Origin of the sequence: Burkholderia sp. AU30280, from assembly GCF_020420125.1 — a bacterium.
GTDB lineage: Bacteria > Pseudomonadota > Gammaproteobacteria > Burkholderiales > Burkholderiaceae > Burkholderia.
In genome coordinates, this window is record NZ_JAIZRY010000004.1 from 116,779 (window position 1) to 135,978 (window position 19,200).

The window sequence follows — 19,200 nt, forward strand, 5'->3', positions numbered from 1 at the left end:
CATGTTCCCTGAACGTATTTTCTCCGGCATGCGACCCACCGGGTCGCTGCACCTCGGTCATTACCACGGCGTGCTGAAAAACTGGGTGAAACTGCAGTCCGAGTACCCGTGCTTCTTCTGCGTCGTCGACTGGCATGCGCTGACGACGCACTACGAGACTCCCGAGGTCATCGAGAAGAACGTGTGGGACGTGCTGATCGACTGGCTCGCGTCCGGCATCGATCCGGCGCAGGCCACGCTGTTCATCCAGAGCAAGGTGCCGGAGCATGCCGAACTCGCGCTGCTGCTCGGCATGAGCACGCCGCTCGGCTGGCTCGAACGCGTGCCGACCTACAAGGAGCAGATGGAGAAGCTGAAGGACAAGGATCTGTCGACCTACGGCTTCCTCGGCTATCCGGTGCTGATGGCGGCCGACATCCTGCTGTATCGCGGCTCGCTCGTGCCGGTCGGTGAAGACCAGGTGCCGCACGTCGAGATGACGCGCGAGATCGCGCGCCGCTTCAACTACCTGTACGGCCGCGAGCCGGGCTTCGAGGAGAAGGCGCTCGACGCTGCAAAGAAACTCGGCGGCAAGCGCGCGAAGATCTATCACGAGCTGCGCAACGCGTATCAGCAGGAGGGCGACGACGAGGCGCTCGAGCAGGCGCGCGCGATGCTGCAGGAATCGCAGAGCCTGTCGATGAGCGACCGAGAGCGCCTGTTCGGCTATCTCGAAGGCGCGCGCAAGATCATCCTGGTCGAGCCGCAGGCGCTGCTGACCGAAGCATCGCGGATGCCCGGCCTCGACGGGCAGAAGATGTCGAAGTCGTACGGCAACACGATTGGCCTGCGCGAGGACGCCGAGACGATCACGAAGAAGGTCCGCACGATGCCGACCGATCCCGCGCGCGTGCGCCGCACGGATCCGGGCGATCCCGACAAGTGCCCGGTGTGGCAACTGCACCAGGTCTATACCGATGAAGCGACGCACGACTGGGTGCAGAAGGGCTGCCGCTCGGCGGGCATCGGCTGCCTCGACTGCAAGCAGCCGGTCGTCGAAGGCATCCTGCGCGAACAGCAGCCGATGCTCGAGCGCGCCCAGAAGTACATGGACGATCCGTCGCTGCTGCGCGCGATCGTCGCGGACGGTTGCGACAAGGCGCGCAAGTACGCGACGGAAACGATGCGCGACGTGCGCGACGCGATGGGCCTGTCGTACAACTGATCGACCGCATGAGTGCATCCGTCATCGCCGCCGCGGGCGGCCACGTCGCCCAGGCCGAGCCGTCGCGCTGGGTCGCGCAATGGTCGCGGCTCGTGCCGTCAGGCGGCGCGGTGCTGGATGTTGCTGCGGGCGGCGGCCGCCATGCGCGCTGGTTCGCGTCGCACGGGCATCCGGTCGTCGCACTCGATCGCGATCTGGCCGCACTGGCCGCATTGCGGGCGATATCGGGCGTCGATGCACGCGACGCCGATCTCGAAGGCGCGCCTTGGCCGCTGCCGGCCGGCGAGCAGTTTGCGGCGGTGGTTGTTACGCATTATCTGCATCGTCCGCTCTGGCCCCATCTGCTCGATGCGGTGGCGCCGGGCGGCGTGCTCATCTACGAAACCTTCGCGCAAGGAAACGAAACGGTCGGGAAACCGTCCAATCCCGCGTTCCTGCTCGCCCCGGGCGAGCTGCTGGACGCCGTGCATGGCCGCCTGCGGGTGGTTGCGTACGAGGACGGGTTCGTCGCCGCGCCGCGCGAGGCGTTCGTCCAGCGTCTCTGCGCAGTGCGCGAGGGCGCGACCCCGAAGGCGGGGGCGGGAATTCCACGTTACGAACTGCCCGGCTAATCCGCTACAATCTCAATGTTTACCGGTACATAACCTCAATCGCGTTTCATGGCTAACGGCACCCAAGACGGCATTCAAATCCGCGGCAGCATCCCCGCGATCGTCACCCCGATGCTCGAAGACGGCAGTCTCGACCTGCCGGCGTTTCGCAAACTGATCGACTGGCATATCGCGGAAGGCACCGATGCGCTCGTCGTGGTCGGCACGAGCGGCGAGTCGGCAACGCTCAACGTCGAAGAGCACATCCTGATGATCCGCACGGCGGTCGAGCATGCGGCGAAACGCATCCCGATCATCGCGGGCGCGGGCGGCAACTCGACCGCCGAGGCGATCGAGCTGACGAAGCACGCGAAGGCTGTCGGCGCGGACGCGACGCTGCAGGTCGTGCCGTACTACAACAAGCCGACGCAGGAAGGCATGTACCGTCACTTCAAGACGATCGCCGAAGCGGTCGATCTGCCGGTGATCCTGTACAACGTACCGGGCCGCACGGTCGCGGACATGGCGAACGAGACGATGCTGCGCCTCGCGGACGTGCCGGGCATCATCGGTGTGAAGGAAGCGACCGGCAACATCGATCGCGCCGCGCACCTGATCAAGGCCGCGCCGAAGCATTTCGCGATCTACAGCGGCGACGATCCGACCGCGATCGCGCTGATGCTGCTCGGCGGCCACGGTAACATCTCGGTGACGGCGAACGTCGCACCGCGTGCGATGAGCGACCTGTGCCGCGCGGCGCTGGCCGGCGACGTACAGACGGCCCGCGCGCTGCACATGAAGCTGCTGTCGCTGCACAAGAACCTGTTCATCGAGGCGAACCCGATTCCCGTGAAGTGGGCGCTGCAGGCGATGGGCAAGATGCAGGGCGGCATCCGGCTGCCGCTCACGGCGCTCGACGAGCGCTGCCACGAAGCCGTGCGTTCGGCCCTCGCCGAGGCCGGCGTCCTCGCCTGATGCCGAGGCGGCCGCGTCCTGCGGCCGCCGGCTCGAACCCTGATCAACCCGCACCGGCCGGCTCCGTCCGGCGCCGCTCCTGACGAGCGTTCTAGCAAGACGAAGGATTTCATGAAACGTTTCGCCTTTTCCTCTCGCGCCATCCAGATGTCGGTGGTGGTGCTGGCGCTGGGCGCGCTCGCCGGCTGCGATACGCTGAACGACTACCTGGCCCCTGACCGGGTCAACTACAAGAACACCGGTTCGGCGCCGCCGCTCGCGGTGCCGAGCGACCTGAAGCCGGTGCCGACGACCCAGCAGTTCGTCGCGCCGCCGACCAACGCCGGGCTCGGCACGCTGCCGCCGCGCGTCACGACGCAGGCCGGCAACGCGACCGACGGCATTCCGAGCGCGCAGGATCCGCTGGGCATGCACATCGAGCGCGACGGCGACCGCCGCTGGCTTGTCGTCGATGGCCGGACGCCCGAGCAGTTGTGGCCGATCCTGAAGGAGTTCTGGCAGGAAAACGGCTTCTCGCTGAAGACCGATGCACCGTCGACGGGCATCATGGCGACCGACTGGGCTGAAAACCGCGCGAACATTCCCGACGACTGGTTCCGCCGGACGATCGGCAAGGTCATCGATTTCGCGTATTCGTCCGGCACGCGCGACCGTTTCCGTACGCTCGTGAACCGCACGTCGGACGGCAACACCGATATCTCGATCACGCACAGCGCGATGGAAGAAATGATGGTCGGCCCGCAGGGCGGCACGTCGTCGCGCTGGGAAGAGCGTCCGCGCAACCCGGTGCTCGAAGCCGTATTCCTGTCGAAGCTGATGCAGAAGTTCGGCCTGACCGATGCGCAGGCGAAGCAGCTGCTGACCGATGCACGTCCCGCGACGGCGCCGGCGCAGGTCAGCGACACGAGCAGCGGCGGGGCGACGCTGCAACTGGCCGAGTCGTTCGACCGCGCATGGCTGCGTGTGGGCCTGGCGCTCGACCGCACCAACTTCGCGGTCGACAATCGCGATCGCGAGAAGGGCGTGTACACCGTGCGCTATGCGAACACGATGGAAGAACTCAAGCGTGACGGCCTGTTCGGCAAGCTGTTCTACGGCGGCCCGTCGGCCGCGAAGCCGGGCAAGGAATTCCTGGTCAACGTGCGCGCACAGGGCAATGGCGGCACGCTGGTCGCAGTGGTCGGCGCAGACGGCCAGGTCGACAACTCGTCGGACGCGCAGCGGATCATTTCGCTGCTCCACGCGCAGCTGAACTGAGCGCGTGCGATTCTCCAGCCTCGGAAGCGGCAGCGAAGGCAACGCGCTGGTCGTCGAGGCCTCGAGCGGCACGACGACCACCCGCGTGCTGCTCGACTGCGGCTTTTCCGCCAAGGAGGTCGAGCGCAGGCTCGGCCGACTGAATCTCTGCATCGGGGATCTCGATGCGATCCTCATTACTCACGAACACAGCGACCACGTCGGCAGTGCGCTGACGCTCGCCCGTCGCGCATCGCTGCCGCTCTACATGAGCTGGGGTACCGCGCGCGCGGTCGGCGCGGACGAGGCGGATGTCGATCTCCACGTGCTGTGGGGCGACGAGACGGCCGCGATACGCGATCTGGCCGTGATGCCCTATACGGTCCCTCACGATGCGCGCGAACCGCTCCAGTTTGTCTTTATGGACGGGTCCAGCCGGCTCGGCGTGCTGACGGACGTCGGGATGGCCACGCCTCACATCACGGCCGTGCTGAGCGGCTGTGACGCGCTGGTGCTCGAATCCAACCACGACACCGCGATGCTGGCCGCGAGCCGCTATCCGCAGTCGCTGAAGGCACGTATTGGCGGCAACCACGGCCACCTGAGCAATGACGCGGCGGCGGACATCCTTGCGTCGCTTGAACGCAGCCGCCTCAAGCACCTGGTCGCGGCGCACCTGAGCCAGCAGAACAATCTGCCGGAGCTGGTCCGTCAGGCGTTTGGCGGCGTATTGGGGACGACCGGGGAAGACGTGGTCGTGGCCACGCAGGACGCGGGCTTCGACTGGCTGGCGCTCGGATGAGCGGGGCAGGGCCGCTGCAGCGGCCGCGTGTGGCTGCCGTGCGACAGACGTGGAAACGGCAGACGTAAAAAAACCGGCCCTCGGGCCGGTTTTTTTTCAGCTGACGCTGAGGCTTACTGGCTTGCGCCCGAAGCCGGAGCAGCCGTCGCTGCCGAAGCAGCCGACGCCACTGCAGCAGCAGCGTCGCTCGCAGCAGCCGTTGCCGACGAAGCAGCAGCCGAAGCGTCGCTCGCAGCACCAGCAACTGCCGAAGCAGCCGACGAAGCAGCAGCAGCCGCGTCGCTTGCAGCCGACGAAGCAGCTTGATCAGCGCTCTTGTTGCAAGCAGCCAGTGCAACAGCAGCCAACAGGGAAGCTACGAGGAGGGATTTCTTCATGATCACGTCCTTTTATGGTTAAAGGTAAGCAACAGCGCGAAACAATACCGGTAATGTGCTCCAACACCGACCTGGGCCGCTGGTGGAGATGCACTTCTAGAGCGTGAATCTTCCCTACGGCTTGGGCGGAAATTATATGCACTTTCCTATCGACCGTCGACAAATGCGGGGTCAATACGTTGTCTTTCCCATACAGAATTTGATCCGTACGGGTATACGGGGCGACTCACACTAATTCCGGCTTCCGACCCGTATCCAGCCCGCACAATACCACTCGTGCAACAAGGCTGTCATCGAGGGAACCCGGGATAGTGTTACAAACCGTTTCGCCTCCATCTTGCGTTGATTGGCCAGTTCGGGCAGCCATTCGCCGGCCTGCTCGAGTGATCCTTCTTCGCCATTAATGAAGTACGAGCGCGCGTTATACATCAATGCGGCCCTTCTGTCGAGACACACGCCGCGACGTGATGCTTGCGCGACGAATGCGGCCTCGGACAGCGGGCGGGCGGGCGGGTCGAAAACGACGTTCGGCTTGGGCTCGCTCAGGTAGCAGCCGAGGAATTCGGCGACGTCCCGCTTGCGCCAGCGGATCGCGTCGACGATCTCGGCAACGCGCTCGACCATCGCCGGCGGCAACTGCGCGGGCGTGTCGACGGCCGGCTGCTTCGGATCGCGGTAAAGGTCGTCGCCGCAGCCGTCGCGCAGGCCGCCACGCTCCGCGAGATAGTACAGGAACTGGGCGCCCAGTTCGCCGGCGGACGGGGCCCGGAAGCCGATCGAGCAGGTCATGCATTCGCCTTCGGCGACGCCATCGTGCGCGATGTGCGGCGGCAGGTAGAGCATGTCGCCGGGTTCCAGCACCCATTCGTCGCTCGGCTCGAAGTTTTCGAGGATCTTCAGCGGCACGTCCGGCTGCAGCGACAGGTCCTTCTGCGCACCGACGCGCCAGCGGCGCCGGCCTTCGACCTGCAGCAGGAATACGTCATATGAATCGAAGTGCGGGCCGACGCCGCCGCCGTCCGTCGCATACGAGATCATCAGGTCGTCCAGACGCGCATCGGGGATGAAGCGGAAGCGGTCGAGCAGTGCGCGCGCGGCATCGACGTGCAGGTCGAGCCCCTGCACGAGCAGCGTCCAGGCCTTGCGCGTGACGGCCGGCAGCGTGTCGGGCTCGAACGGGCCGTGCTTTAGTTGCCACTTGTTACGAAAATGGGTGATCAGTCGCGATTCCGCGTCATAGTCTGCTGCGAGCTCGAACAGCGCGTCGCGCGAGACCGGCGACGCGACGCCGGGGATCGCCTGGCGGATCAGGAGCGGCTTCTTCTGCCAGTAGCCGCGCATGAATTGCGCCGGCGTAAGACCGCCGAGCAGCGGTGTGGGAAGATCGGAAGGCGGCGCGCCGAGCGGGGCGGCAGCGGCATCCCGCGGTTCGGCTTGAGACCGGTTGCGCATCGTATAATGAGAGTTGTATTTGGGAGAATTGGATGAAAATCGCAAAAAACACCGTCGTGTCGGTCACTTACAAGCTGTCGGACGTACAGGGCAATCTGATCGAGGAAAGCGACGAGCCGATGGTCTATCTGCACGGCGGCTATGATGGCACGTTCCCCAAGATCGAGGAACAACTCGACGGCCACGAGCCCGGCTACGAGGCGCAGGTTCAGCTCGAGCCGCAGGACGCGTTCGGCGACTACGATCCCGAACTCGTGAAGATCGAGCCGCGCGACCGTTTTCCCGAGCCGCTCGAAGTGGGTATGCAGTTCGAAGGCACGCCGGAAGACGGCGACGAGGAGGTCGATTCGCTGATCTACACGGTCACCGATATCGCCGAAGACAAGGTCGTGCTCGACGGCAACCACCCGCTGGCAGGCATGGCGCTGCGTTTCGCACTGACCGTGAAGGACGTTCGCGAAGCAACCGAAGACGAAATCGAGCATGAGCACGCGCATGGCGCAGAAGGGCTCGAAATCGTCGACGAGGACGAAGACGAAGACGGTGAAGCGCCGTCAGGGCGCACCCTGCACTGAGCTCGCAGGCAGGCCGGGCGCCGGCCCCGACGCGCCGCCCGGTGCGGCGCTGTCACCCTGCAACGGCGGCGCGACCGACGACGAGTCGGGCAGCGCCGGCAACGCGGGGATTTCCGGCATCTGCGGCAGCGGCACGTCGTCATGCGGCACGAGCGGCAGCGCGGGCGGCACGGGGAGGTTCTTCGGCACCTCCTGCAGGCTTACGTTGAAGATCGTCTGCCGTGCCGGCGACACGCTCACCTTGATCCACTGATTCGCCGGATGGCGCGGTCCGATCGCGACGCGCGTGACGTTTCCTACCAGTTCACCGTCGTCTGCGCGCAGCGGACGGTCGATCAGAAAGCCGTTCGCAAGCGGTTCGCCGCTTGCGTGCATCACGAGTATCGGGCCGCGGAACGTCGCCGCCGCCTTCACCAGCGTTCGTTTCAACTCACGGAAGCCGTCGCGCACGCGCGGCCGGTTGAAGTGCAGCCATGCGAAGCGTTCCGCGCGTTCATAGCGTTCGAACCGTGGATCGCCTTCGAACATCACCACCATCGCGCGTGCCTCGCGCCGCTTCGCGTATTCGGCCGCGTGGTCGATCCAGAAACCGTTCGCGATGATGCGATCCTCGAATTCGCCGTTGCGGCCGCCGGCCGTCAGGTAGTGGTTGTTCGGCGCCGGCGCGTTGAGCGCGACGTAGACGATGTCGTCGCGCATCCAGCGGGTGTTTTCCCGATACGGCCGGAACCGTGCGACTTCGCTTTCCCGCGTGATCTGCAGTGCGCCGGGGCCGGGCAGTGCCGAATCGGCGAGCAGCGTCTGCCGCAGGAAGTCGAGCCGCTCGACCGGGTCGTAGCCGCCGCCGGTCGCGGTGTTGCACGTTACCCAGTCGTCGTGGCCGGGAACGAACACGAGCGGCACGCGTGCCGCGTCCAGGATCGCGCCGCGCTGCGAATACAGCGCATCGCGGCACGCTTCCTTCGAACCCTTGAGATTGCCCGCATAGACGACGAACGCGAGGTTGCGCTCGCGCGCGATCGCATCGAGCAGCCGCTGGGCGGCCGGTTCGTCCGCAGGGGCGTTGATCACACCCGACACGACCGCGAACGAGTAGGGCGCGGTGCCGCGCTTCGGCGGCGCGGCCGAAGCGGTGGCTTGCGCGAGCGCGAGCACGGCTGCGACGAGCGCGGCCGCCGTGCGAGCCGGCACGCCGCGCGGGGCGCGCTTACGCGTGTCCGTCGACATCGTGCGTCCGGACCAGCGTGCGCAATTCGTACAGCAGGTCGAGCGCCTCGCGCGGCTTGAGATCGTCGGGATCGATGTCGCGCAGTTTTTCGAGCGCCGGATGCGGTGTGTCGGGCAGTGCCGGTGCGTCCGCGCATTCGAGATCGTCGGCGGCCACCGGCGGCGCGCTGAACAGGTCGAGTTGCGGCGTGTGCTGCGACGCCGACTGCTGTTCGAGATACGCGAGGTGCTTGCGCGCGGCGCGGATCACGGGCGCCGGAACGCCCGCGAGTTGCGCGACCTGCAGGCCGTAGCTCTGGTTGGCCGGGCCTTCGTTGACCGCGTGCAGGAACACGATGCCGTGGCCGTGCTCGACGGCCGACAGGTGGACGTTGGCCGCTTGCGGGAATTCGGCCGGCAGTTGCGTCAGCTCGAAGTAGTGCGTCGCGAACAGTGTGTAGCACGCGTTGTGCGCCAGCAGGTGGCGCGCGATGGCCCACGCGAGCGCGAGGCCGTCGAACGTCGACGTGCCGCGGCCGATCTCGTCCATCAGCACGAGGCTTTGCGGCGTCGCGTCGTTGAGGATCGCAGCGGCTTCGGTCATCTCGACCATGAACGTCGAGCGGCCGCCCGCGAGATCGTCCGCCGCGCCGATGCGGGTGAAGATCCGGTCGATCGGGCCGAAGCATGCCGACTTGGCCGGCACATAGCTGCCCACGTACGCCATCAGTGCGATCAGTGCGGTTTGCCGCATGAACGTCGACTTACCACCCATGTTCGGGCCGGTGATCAGCAGCAGCTTGCGCTCGGTGCCGAAGCGGCAGTCGTTCGCGATGAACTGTTCGACCTGCGCTTCGACGACCGGGTGGCGGCCCTGTTCGATTTCGATGCCGATCTCGTCGGTGAAGGTCGGTGCGACCCAGTCGAGTGCGCGGGCGCGTTCGGCGAATGCGGCGAGCAGGTCGAGTTCGGCGAGCGCCGAGGCGACGCGCTGGCACTCGGGGATGAACGGCAACAGCGCCTGCAGCACCGAGTCGTACAGCGCGCGCTCGCGCGCCAGCGCGCGTTCCTGAGCGGACAGCGCCTTATCCTCGAAGGTTTTCAGTTCGGGCGTGATGTAGCGCTCGGCATTCTTCAGCGTCTGGCGGCGGCGGTAGTCGTCGGGCACCTTGTCGGTCTGGCCGCGCGTGACCTCGATGTAGAAGCCGTGCACCTTGTTGTATTCGACGCGCAGGTTCGCGATGCCGGTGCGCGTGCGTTCGCGCGCTTCGAGATCGATCAGGAACTGCCCGCAGTTCTCCGAGATGTCGCGCAGCTCGTCGAGCTCGGCATCGTAGCCGCGCGCGATTACGCCGCCGTCGCGCACCATCGCGGCCGGCTCGGGTGCGATCGCGCTCGTCAGCAGGTCGAGGCATTCGGCGGGCGGTGCGAGCGCCGCATCGACACGTGTGAGCGCATCCGCATTCGCGACGATCGCGCTGAGGCGCTCGCGCAGCGCCGGCAGTGTGGCGAACGTGTCGCGCAGGCTCGACAGGTCGCGCGGGCGCGCCGAGAGCAGCGCGAGACGCCCGGTGATCCGTTCGACGTCGGCGATCTGGCGCAGCGCGCTGCGCAGCGCATCGAGGCTTGCGTTTGCCGGTGCGTCGAGCAGCGCACCGATCGCCTGCTGGCGCGACTGCGCGGCGACCGACGCGCGCGGCGGGTGATGCAGCCAGTGACGCAGCAGACGGCTGCCCATCGTCGTGCAGCAGGTGTCGAGCAGCGAATACAGGGTCGGCGACTCGGTGCCGCGCAACGTCTCGGTCAGTTCGAGGTTGCGGCGCGTGGCCGGATCGAGACCGATGTACTCGGTTTCGTTCTCGACCTTCAGGCTGCGCACGTGCCGCAGTTGCTGCCCTTGCGTGGCCGCTGCGTAGAGCAGCAGCGCGCCGGCTGCGCCGCACGCGCTCGTGAGTGAATGCGCACCGAAACCGTCGAGGCTTGCGACATCGAGCTGGTCGCACAGGCGCTGCGTGCCCGACGCGATGTCGAAGTGCCATGCCGGTACGCGCTTGCTTGCGCCCGCGCCCGCGGGTAAGGCGTCGGTCGCGCCGTCCGGCGTCAGGATCTCGGCCGGCCGGATGCGCTCGAGCGCGGCAGCGAGCTGGTCGGGTTCGATTTCGGCGAGGCGCAACGCGCCGCTCGCGAGGTTGAGCCACGCAAGGCCGATGTTCACCGCCACGCCGCGCTTGTTGTGGCCCGTGCACATCGCAAGCAGGTAAACGTCGTTCTTGTCGGACAGAAGCGCGGCATCGGTCAGCGTGCCGGGCGTGACGACGCGCACGACCTTGCGTTCGACGGGGCCCTTTGATGTGGCCGGGTCGCCGATCTGTTCGCAGATCGCGACCGACTCGCCCATCTTCACGAGCTTCGCAAGATACTGCTCGACCGCGTGATGCGGTACGCCGGCCATCTTGATCGGTGTGCCGGCCGACGCGCCGCGTTGCGTGAGGGTCAGGTCGAGCAGGCGAGCGGCTTTCTCCGCGTCTTCGAAGAACAGCTCGTAGAAGTCGCCCATCCGGTAGAAGACAAGCGTGTCGGGATGGTCGGCCTTGATGCGCAGGTACTGCTGCATCATCGGGGTGTGGCCGGCGAAGGCGTCGGGCGACAGCGTGGTCATAAGTCAGGCGTGAAGTTGTTGCTTTGGTTGCCCGAGTTTACCAGTGGCTTCGGCATGCACGCGTGAAGTTCGCCATTCGGCCAGGTTGCCGGAGATTGCGTGACCGGCGGCGGTCGTTCTCATGCCGCTGTCCAACCGCGCTCACGAGCGGCCAAGCGAAAGTCGGCGCCGCTCAGGTCGAGAACCTTTGCGCGCCGACTCGTTTCGTCCATCAGGCCGCGTGCGCCGACGTCATGCTGAGCGCCACCGCCTGCGCGACTTCGATTCCGTCGATGGCTGCCGAATAGATGCCGCCTGCATACCCCGCACCTTCACCAGCCGGATACAGGCCTTCGACGTTCATGCTCTGGTAATCGTCCTTGCGTCGAATCCGGATCGGTGACGACGTGCGCGTCTCGACACCGGTGAGCACCGCATCGTGCATCGCGAAGCCGGCGATCTTCTTGTCGATCTGGGGCAGGGCTTCGCGGATCGCTTCGATCACGTAGTCCGGCAGCGCGGTGCTGAGATCGGTCGGGTTCACGCCCGGCTTGTACGACGGCTCCACGGAGCCGAGCGACGTCGACGGCCGGCCCGCGATGAAATCGCCGACCAGCTGGCCCGGCGCGCGGTAATCGCCGCCGCCGAGTTCGAACGCGCGCTCTTCCCATTTGCGCTGGAACGCGATGCCCGCCAGCGGGCCGCCCGGATAGTCGTCCGGCGTGATGCCGACGACGATGCCCGCATTGGCATTGCGCTCGGCCCGCGAATACTGGCTCATCCCGTTGGTGACCACGCGGCCCGGCTCGGAGGTCGCCGCGACCACCGTGCCGCCCGGGCACATGCAGAAGCTGTAGACGGCGCGGCCATTGCTGCAGTGGTGCACCACCTTGTAGTCGGCCGCACCGAGCTGCTTGTGTCCCGCGAACTTGCCGAAGCGGCTGCGGTCGATCAGCCCCTGCGGATGCTCGATGCGAAAACCCAGCGAGAACGGCTTGGCTTCGATATAGACGCCGCGATCGTGCAGCATCTGGAAGGTGTCGCGCGCGCTGTGGCCCACGGCCAGCACCACGTGGTCGCACCGCAGCGTTTCGCCGTTCGAGAGCTTCAGCGAGCGCACCTTGCCCTGATCGATCTCGATGTCGTCGACCCGCGTTTCGAAACGCACTTCACCACCCAGTTCGTGGATGGACGCGCGCATCTTTTCCACCATGCTGACGAGTCGGAACGTGCCGATGTGCGGCCGGCTCAGGTACAGGATGTCGTCCGGTGCACCCGCCTTGACGAATTCGTCCAGCACCTTGCGGCCGTAGTGGTTCGGATCCTTGATCTGGCTGTACAGCTTGCCGTCGGAAAACGTTCCGGCCCCGCCTTCGCCGAACTGCACGTTGGATTCGGGGTTGAGCACGCTCTTGCGCCACAGGCCGAAGGTGTCCTTGGTGCGCTCGCGCACGGCCTTGCCGCGTTCGAGGATGATGGGGCGGAAGCCCATCTGCGCGAGGATCAGCCCCGCGAACAGGCCGCACGGCCCCATGCCGATCACGACCGGGCGCAGGAAATTGCCGTGCTCGGGCGCCTTCGTGACGAAGTGGTACGTCATGTCGGGCGTCACGCCGCAATGCGGCTTGCCGGCGAGGCGCTTGATCGCGGCCGCTTCGTCGGCGACTTCCACATCGACGATGTACGTGAGCTTGATGTCGGCGCGCTTGCGCGCATCGTGCGCACGGCGAAACACGGTGTAACGGAGGAGCCCGTCCTCGGCCACGCCAAGCTCCGCGAGGCGCTCGCGAATCGCGGCCTCAAGCGCGCTTTCGGGGTGGTCGAGGGGGAGTTTAATTTCGCTTAGCCGTAACATGGGGACTCGGATGCGATTGCCACGGCGTCGTGGCGGTGTTGATACGGTCAGGGGCCGGGAGGCCGGCGGTGTTCTCCGCCGTGCGGGCATGCCGGACGCAAACCATTCGCTGTCATTGCGGGGAAAGCGGTGCAAGCGGCAGTACGACGACCGGCCCGAACCACTCAAGCAACTTCAGGATAGGCGCACGAAGCGACCCTTGTGCGGGAAGATTGTCCCGCCTCCCGGCAACCGGGAGGCGAACGGTGCGCCGTCACGAAGGTGCCCGCGAGCGGTATGCGCGAAAGCCGCGCCATGCAGGCGCGGCCGGGGCTTACTCCGCCGCCGGATGCACGTGGGTGTAACCTTTCAGGATCGGGATCATCTGCGCGTAGATCTTCGGGTTCGCGGCGACGATTTCATGGCGATGCAGGAAATCGGCGTCGCCCGTGTAGTTGCCCACGAGCCCGCCGGCCTCGGTGATCAGCAGGCTGCCCGCTGCCATGTCCCACACGTTGATGCCCTGCTCGAAGAATGCGTCGAGGCGGCCGGCCGCGACGTTCGCGAGATCGAGTGCGGCCGCGCCCGGACGGCGCAGGCCCGTGCAGGCCTGCGTCATTTCGGTGAAGAGGCGCGCGTAGGCATCGAGGCCGTCCTTTTCGCGGAACGGGAAGCCCGTGCCGACCAGTGCGTCCGACAGGCGGTCGCGGCGGCCGACGCGGATGCGGCGGTCGTTCAGGTACGCGCCGCGGCCGCGGGTGGCCGTGAACAGGTCGTTCTTGTTCGGGTCGTAGACGACAGCCTGCGTGACGACGCCCTTGTGCTCGAGCGCGATCGATACGCAGTAGTACGGGAAGCCGTGGATGAAGTTGGTCGTGCCGTCGAGCGGATCGATGATCCACTTGAATTCGGATTCGTTCTCCGACTCGCCCGATTCTTCCGCGAGGATCGCGTGGTCGGGGTAGGCGGTCTTCAGCGTCTCGATGATCGCGTCTTCGGCGGCCTTGTCCACTTCGGTGACGAAGTCGTTCTGCTGCTTCTTGCGGATCTCGATCAGGTCGAGATCGAGGGACGCGCGATTGATGATCTGTCCGGCGCGGCGCGCAGCCTTGACAGCAATGTTGAGCATGGGATGCATGAGCCTGGATCCTGTAGCCGGCGGCATGGGCCGCCACGAAGTGGAACAACCGCCCGGCACGGCGCAAGCGCGGCAGGCGAGGTGAGACGCGAATTGACAAAGAACGGGGTACGACCCGCGCCGCACGGTGCGCGACGCGTAAAGGCATGATTTTACCCGATTTTCGGCGGTTTCAGGCGGCCGGAATACGGGGAAACCCCCACTATCCGTCCGGACGAGTGGGTTTGCCGCGGCGATGGCGATACCATACTGCCATTCTGATGAACCGAGTCGTATCGTAGTGGAAACCCCGCAGATCACCGCCACGCCGTCCGAGCCGGGCGCGGCCTCGTCCTGGCCGCCGTCCGGCGGCTTCACGTCCACCCGTTTCGTGCTCGTCGAGCCGAGTCATCCCGGCAATGTCGGGGCGGCCGCCCGCGCGCTGAAGACGATGGGCTTTTCGCGTCTCGTGCTGGTCGCGCCGCGCGTGCCGCACGTGCAGAGCGATCCCGAGGCGATCGCGATGGCCAGCGGCGCGGACGACGTCCTCGCGTCCGCCCATGTCGTGCCGACGCTCGGCGACGCGCTGTCCGGCGTTCACTGGTCGATCGCGCTGACCGCGCGCACGCGCGAATACGGGCCGCCGCGCCTGGCGCCGCGTGCCGCTGCCACGCAGGCGTGCGCACAGGTCGGCACGGGCGACATCGCGCTCGTATTCGGCAACGAGCGCACGGGCCTCGCGAACGAGCATGTCGAGCAGTGCAGCGCGCTGGCGCATATCCCGGCGAACCCGGCCTACAGTTCGCTGAATCTCGCACAGGCCGTGCAGGTGCTCGCGTACGAGCTGCGTGTCGCGTTTCTCGAACAGGCGAGCGAGCCGTCGACGCAACCGTCGGCCGAAGCCGGCACGCTTGCGCAGAGCGACGAGATCGAGCGGATGTACGTGCACCTCGAGAACGCGCTGATCGCGCTCGATTTCCTCGATCCACGCAACCCGAAGAAGCTGATGCCGCGGCTGCGGCGCCTGTTCGCGCGCACGGGTCTCGAGCGCGAGGAGGTCAACATCCTGCGCGGCGTCGCAAAGCACATCCTGCTGAAATCGGGCAAGCCCGACGGCGACGCGTAAGCGGCCGGCGCACGGGTTGCCGGATGTCTCGGCGCGCGGGGCAACGCCCCGTCGGGCCGGTGCGACGTCGGCCGCCGCAAGCGCCGGGGCCGATCGTTCCACCCGGTCGAGCACCCCCGCAAACTCCGCAACAGCCAAGCGTTTCGCCCGAATACCCTCGCCAGCGGCGGGGTGAACTTGCGAGCTCGTGCGGCCGTTCGTGACTCGCCCTACAATCGCCGAACGTCATAAATAAATTACCTGGCGCGATAACGGCCCGTCATTGTCGGCGGTGCGCGCCGGCCTTTTCCCAGACCACAATCATGTTCACGAGACTGCGCGAAGACGTTGCAACGATTCGCGAGCGGGATCCCGCCGCTCGCAGTGCATGGGAAGTGCTGACCTGTTATCCGGGGTTGCATGCGCTCGTGCTGCATCGTTTCGCGCACGCCTGCTGGCGCGCGAAGCGCTACTGGCTCGCGCGTTTCGTGTCGCAGGCCGGCCGGTTCCTGACGGGGATCGAGATCCACCCCGGCGCGACGATTGGCCGACGCGTGTTCATCGATCACGGGATGGGTGTCGTGATCGGCGAGACGGCGATCGTCGGCGACGACTGCACGATCTATCAGGGCGTGACGCTGGGCGGCACGTCGCTCACGCGCGGCGCCAAGCGCCACCCGACGCTCGAGGCCGGCGTGATCGTCGGTGCGGGCGCGAAGGTGCTCGGCGGCTTCACGGTCGGTGCGGGTGCGAAGATCGGTTCGAACGCAGTCGTCGTGAAGCCGGTGCCGGCGGGCGGCACGGCGGTCGGCAATCCGGCGCGCGTCGTCATGCCGGCGCAGCCGAAGCCGCAGCCTGAACGTGCGGCATTCTGCGCATACGGGATCACGCCGAATGCCGACGACCCGATGTCACTCGCGATTCACGGGCTGATCGATCATGCGGCGAAGGAAAGCCGCCGCGTCGACGAGATCGTCGCCGCGCTCGAGCGGCTCGGTACGCATCTGGAAACGCTGCAGGGCGCCGATGCGGCGCGTCTCGACCTGCGCCGGCTGTCGGCGGTGCTGGAAGGAAAGACGGTCGAGCGCCAGGCGTAATGCGAAGTACGCCCACGGCTACCCGTCGGTACGACGGCAGCGGCGGGCGGCGTCAGTCGAGCGGCATCGCGTGGATGCCTTCCGCGTCGACGCGCAGGTAGCCGCCGCGCGGCCTGCCGTGGTCGAGATCCCAGTCGGGCAGCACCCAGCGTATGCCGCCCGGTTCGGCGTGGCTCGCCGGGCGGTGCGTATGGCCGTGAATGATCACGGCCGCGCGGCTCTTTCGGAACAGTGCGGCCACGCCTTCGCGCGTGACATCGTAGATCGCCGAAGCGGGGCGCATCCGGCCCGCTTCGCTGTTCGAGCGCATGCGTTGCGCGAGCGCGCGGCGCATGCGCAACGGCCACGCGAGAAACAGCCATTGCGCGACGCGGTTGCGTGCGAAGCGGCGGAACACCTGGTAGCCGCGGTCGGCCGTGCATTGCGCGTCGCCGTGCGCGAGCACGATGCGCTGGCCGAACGCCATGATCAGCGAAGGGTCGGGCAGCAGCATCGCACCGGCTGCCTTCATGAAGCGCCTGCCGAGCAGGAAATCGCGGTTGCCGTGCATCACGTAGAGCGCGATCCCGCGTTCCGAGAGCGTGTGCATCAGCGCGGCCATGCGTGCCGCGAACGGATCGTCGTCGAGGATGTCGTCGCCGATCCAGTATTCGAACAGGTCGCCGAGGATGAACACCGAATCGGCGCTGTCGGCGGTGTATTTCACGAAATGCTCGAACGCGGCGACGGTCTTCGGAATCGCTTCGCTCAGGTGCAGATCGGAGAGAAACAGGAACGGGCGTGCGGCTTGCGCGTATTCGCGCTCGCCCGGCACGCCCGCGGAGACGCTTCGCGGCGGACTCTCCTGCAACATCGAAGTGCCTCCGTTACTTGCTGCGCGTCAGACTACGACGGCCTTCTCGATCACGACGTCGTCAGTCGGCACGTCCTGGTGGAAACCAGCGTTGCCCGTCTTGACGCCCTTGATCTTGTCGACCACGTCCTGGCCTTCGACGACCTTGCCGAACACCGCATAGCCCCAGCCTTGCGGCGTCGGCGACGAGTGGTTCAGGAAGTCGTTGTCGTTCACGTTGATGAAGAACTGGGCGGTCGCCGAGTGCGGATCGTTCGTGCGCGCCATCGCGACCGTATAGTTGTCGTTCTTCAGGCCGTTGTTCGCCTCGTTGTCGATCGGCGCGTCGGTCGGCTTTTGCTTCAGGCCCGGCTCGAAGCCGCCGCCCTGGATCATGAAGCCGTTGATCACGCGATGGAACACGGTGCCGTCGTAGTGGCCCTTCTTCACGTAGTTCAGGAAGTTCTCGACCGTCTTCGGTGCCTTCTCGGCGTCGAGCTCGAGCTTGATCACGCCGTGGTTCGTATGCAGTTCAACCATGATGAATTCCTTCGGTGAGGCGGTTTAAATGGCACGCGGCCGGTCGTGCGACGCGGCCGCGTGAGTCGCCGGACGGGCCGGCAGGTTCTTACTTCGAGACGATGCTGGCCGATTCGATCACGATCGGTTGCGCGGGCACGTCCTGCATCGGGCCGCGCGAGGTCGTCGCGACGCCTTCGATCTTCTTCACGACGTCGAGACCCGACACGACCTTGCCGAACACCGCATAGCCGTTGCCGTCCGGGTTCGGGTAGTCGAGGCCGCTGTTGTCGACCGTGTTGATGAAGAACTGCGCGGTGGCCGAGTTCGGATCGCTCGTGCGTGCCATCGCGATCGTGCCCGTCAGGTTCTTCAGACCATTGCGGCTCTCCAGCGGGATCGGCGCGCGGGTCGGCTTCTCCTCGAAGTTGGTCTTGTAGCCGCCGCCCTGGATCATGAAGCCCTTGATCACGCGATGGAAGATCGTGCCGTTGTACTGGCCGGCCTTCACGTAATCGAGGAAGTTGGCGACGGACTTCGGCGCCTTCTCCGGGTAGAGCTCGACGCGGATGTCGCCCTGCGAGGTCTTCAGCTGCACGACGGGGTGCGCGGTAGCCGATTGCGCGAACGCAGGGGCGGTCGCGGTCGCGAGAAGGGCGGCGCCGCCAAGCGCCAGCAACAGACGTTTCATTGCGATCCTCAGGTTGGGAGGGAAAGAAGGCCGCGCCGCTTATTGCGACGGCGCGACGTACGGCGCCGCCAGTGCGCCCGACGGACCGCTGAACTGGAACGTCGGCGACATCGGCAGCGTGGTGGTGCTCACGTTCGCGGCTGCGCGGTCGGAGTAGTCGCGCGTGGCCGGTGCGGCTGCGCGGGCATTTGGCGCGGGCTTCGACGGCGACACGATCTTCTGGAGATCGGCGAGGCGCTGCGCGGTCGCGCCGCTCGTGCGGCCGAGCGATTGCGCACGCTTGTACGACTCGGCCGCGAGGCGCAGGTAGAGATCGCCAAGGTTTTCGTACGCGAGCGAGTAGCTCGGGTTCGATTGCGTCGCCGTGACGAGCGCGGTGCGCGCTTCGTCGTAACGGCCATGCTTCGCGTAAAGCGCCGCAAGGTTGTTGTACGGCTCGGGCAGTTCGGGGTAGGCCTGCGTGATCGCGACGAACTGCTGGATCGCGTCGTCATCGCGGTTCAGGCGTGCCAGCACGGTGCCGCGCTTGAACTGCGCCTGCACGTCGTGCGGGTTCGATGCGATGCGCGCGTCGAGCTGCGCGAGCGCCTGCTTCCACTGCTTGCCGGCGATCGACGAGTCGATTTCGGGCGTGCCGTCGGCGGTGGCCGGGGCCTTCTGCGCATGCGCCGCGGGGGCCGCGAAAAGCGTCAGCGCGACGCCCATGACGGTGGTCGCAACGAGGGTCGCAGCGCTCTGCGCGCGGCCGCGATGAGGTTTCATAGGCGTAAATCGGAATGTTATACTCCGAGCCATTCTAACAAAACGTCTGCGCGTTCCGGCGAGCGGCAGACAGTCTTTCTTTGCCTCTCGTGGCCGTCACCGCTGTGCTTGCAGCCTGACCGCCCCATGTGATATCGAGGACGCTCGGCCTGGTGCCGCAGCAGATGGTCCGTCCGTTTCGCATGCTG

General features: G+C 66.4%; 19 protein-coding genes. 9 read left to right on the forward strand and 10 right to left on the reverse strand.

From position 1 onward, the window contains the following. Position 1: 1 nt before the first annotated feature. From LGN17_RS10760 to LGN17_RS10785, 6 genes are all read left to right on the forward strand, one after another. Positions 2 to 1,204, forward strand: a complete 1,203-nt coding sequence (locus LGN17_RS10760) for a tryptophan--tRNA ligase (protein ID WP_175953474.1) — start codon at positions 2 to 4, stop codon at positions 1,202 to 1,204. Between the two features lie 8 nt (positions 1,205 to 1,212). After that, positions 1,213 to 1,815, forward strand: coding sequence for a class I SAM-dependent methyltransferase (locus LGN17_RS10765; protein ID WP_226196670.1), 603 nt, complete (start codon positions 1,213 to 1,215; stop codon positions 1,813 to 1,815). Positions 1,816 to 1,863: 48 nt separating this feature from the next. After that, positions 1,864 to 2,769: a 4-hydroxy-tetrahydrodipicolinate synthase gene (gene dapA, locus LGN17_RS10770; protein WP_226196672.1), complete on the forward strand. Its 906-nt coding sequence runs from the start codon at positions 1,864 to 1,866 to the stop codon at positions 2,767 to 2,769. A gap of 111 nt (positions 2,770 to 2,880) precedes the next feature. Next, complete coding sequence (bamC, locus tag LGN17_RS10775) at positions 2,881 to 4,026, forward strand: outer membrane protein assembly factor BamC (RefSeq protein WP_226196674.1); 1,146 nt, start codon at positions 2,881 to 2,883, stop codon at positions 4,024 to 4,026. A 4-nt stretch (positions 4,027 to 4,030) separates the two neighbouring features. After that, positions 4,031 to 4,807, forward strand: coding sequence for an MBL fold metallo-hydrolase (locus LGN17_RS10780; protein WP_175953465.1), 777 nt, complete (start codon positions 4,031 to 4,033; stop codon positions 4,805 to 4,807). Between the two features lie 49 nt (positions 4,808 to 4,856). After that, positions 4,857 to 5,186 (forward strand): hypothetical protein, encoded by a 330-nt coding sequence (locus LGN17_RS10785; RefSeq protein ID WP_226197158.1) that lies wholly within the window; start codon positions 4,857 to 4,859, stop codon positions 5,184 to 5,186. On the opposite strand, the gene LGN17_RS36680 is transcribed toward LGN17_RS10785, so the two are convergent. Next, positions 5,114 to 5,359 (reverse strand): hypothetical protein, encoded by a 246-nt coding sequence (locus tag LGN17_RS36680; protein WP_075122947.1) that lies wholly within the window; start codon positions 5,357 to 5,359, stop codon positions 5,114 to 5,116. The two genes, LGN17_RS10785 and LGN17_RS36680, sit on opposite strands and share 73 nt — an antisense overlap. A gap of 56 nt (positions 5,360 to 5,415) precedes the next feature. Continuing rightward, positions 5,416 to 6,636, reverse strand: coding sequence for a cupin domain-containing protein (locus LGN17_RS10790; protein WP_226196676.1), 1,221 nt, complete (start codon positions 6,634 to 6,636; stop codon positions 5,416 to 5,418). Between the two features lie 32 nt (positions 6,637 to 6,668). Here LGN17_RS10790 and LGN17_RS10795 point away from each other — a divergent pair, with 32 nt between their 5' ends. Beyond that, entirely contained in the window at positions 6,669 to 7,211 is a 543-nt protein-coding gene (locus LGN17_RS10795) for an FKBP-type peptidyl-prolyl cis-trans isomerase (RefSeq protein ID WP_175953461.1), read from the forward strand. On the opposite strand, the gene LGN17_RS10800 is transcribed toward LGN17_RS10795, so the two are convergent. From LGN17_RS10800 to LGN17_RS10815, 4 genes are all read right to left on the reverse strand, one after another. Further along, positions 7,191 to 8,438, reverse strand: a complete 1,248-nt coding sequence (locus LGN17_RS10800; protein WP_226196678.1) for a hypothetical protein — start codon at positions 8,436 to 8,438, stop codon at positions 7,191 to 7,193. The two genes, LGN17_RS10795 and LGN17_RS10800, sit on opposite strands and share 21 nt — an antisense overlap. Next, complete coding sequence (mutS, locus tag LGN17_RS10805) at positions 8,419 to 11,076, reverse strand: DNA mismatch repair protein MutS (protein ID WP_226196680.1); 2,658 nt, start codon at positions 11,074 to 11,076, stop codon at positions 8,419 to 8,421. The genes LGN17_RS10800 and mutS overlap by 20 nt, the downstream gene beginning before the upstream one ends. Positions 11,077 to 11,287: 211 nt before the next feature. After that, a complete protein-coding gene (locus tag LGN17_RS10810; protein WP_226196682.1) occupies positions 11,288 to 12,910 on the reverse strand; it encodes an NAD(P)/FAD-dependent oxidoreductase in 1,623 nt (540 codons plus the stop codon). Positions 12,911 to 13,223: 313 nt separating this feature from the next. Next, positions 13,224 to 14,027, reverse strand: a complete 804-nt coding sequence (locus LGN17_RS10815; RefSeq protein WP_039364710.1) for an inositol monophosphatase family protein — start codon at positions 14,025 to 14,027, stop codon at positions 13,224 to 13,226. A gap of 280 nt (positions 14,028 to 14,307) precedes the next feature. Between LGN17_RS10815 and LGN17_RS10820 the strand changes: the two genes are divergently transcribed. Both LGN17_RS10820 and cysE read left to right on the forward strand, forming a co-directional pair. Then, complete coding sequence (locus LGN17_RS10820; protein ID WP_226196684.1) at positions 14,308 to 15,132, forward strand: RNA methyltransferase; 825 nt, start codon at positions 14,308 to 14,310, stop codon at positions 15,130 to 15,132. Between the two features lie 302 nt (positions 15,133 to 15,434). Beyond that, a complete protein-coding gene (gene cysE / locus LGN17_RS36685; RefSeq protein ID WP_319000818.1) occupies positions 15,435 to 16,208 on the forward strand; it encodes a serine O-acetyltransferase in 774 nt (257 codons plus the stop codon). A gap of 52 nt (positions 16,209 to 16,260) precedes the next feature. Here the strand turns inward: cysE and LGN17_RS10830 are convergent, their stop codons facing one another. From LGN17_RS10830 to LGN17_RS10845, 4 genes are all read right to left on the reverse strand, one after another. Then, positions 16,261 to 17,061, reverse strand: coding sequence for a UDP-2,3-diacylglucosamine diphosphatase (locus tag LGN17_RS10830; RefSeq protein WP_226196686.1), 801 nt, complete (start codon positions 17,059 to 17,061; stop codon positions 16,261 to 16,263). A 27-nt stretch (positions 17,062 to 17,088) separates the two neighbouring features. Next, positions 17,089 to 17,580, reverse strand: coding sequence for a peptidylprolyl isomerase (locus LGN17_RS10835; RefSeq protein ID WP_069257039.1), 492 nt, complete (start codon positions 17,578 to 17,580; stop codon positions 17,089 to 17,091). Positions 17,581 to 17,668: 88 nt separating this feature from the next. Beyond that, positions 17,669 to 18,250 carry a peptidylprolyl isomerase gene (locus tag LGN17_RS10840; RefSeq protein WP_011352517.1) on the reverse strand — a complete coding sequence of 194 codons (582 nt, stop codon included), beginning with the start codon at positions 18,248 to 18,250 and terminating at the stop codon, positions 17,669 to 17,671. Between the two features lie 39 nt (positions 18,251 to 18,289). Beyond that, complete coding sequence (locus tag LGN17_RS10845) at positions 18,290 to 19,012, reverse strand: tetratricopeptide repeat protein (RefSeq protein WP_226196687.1); 723 nt, start codon at positions 19,010 to 19,012, stop codon at positions 18,290 to 18,292. Positions 19,013 to 19,200: the final 188 nt, after the last annotated feature.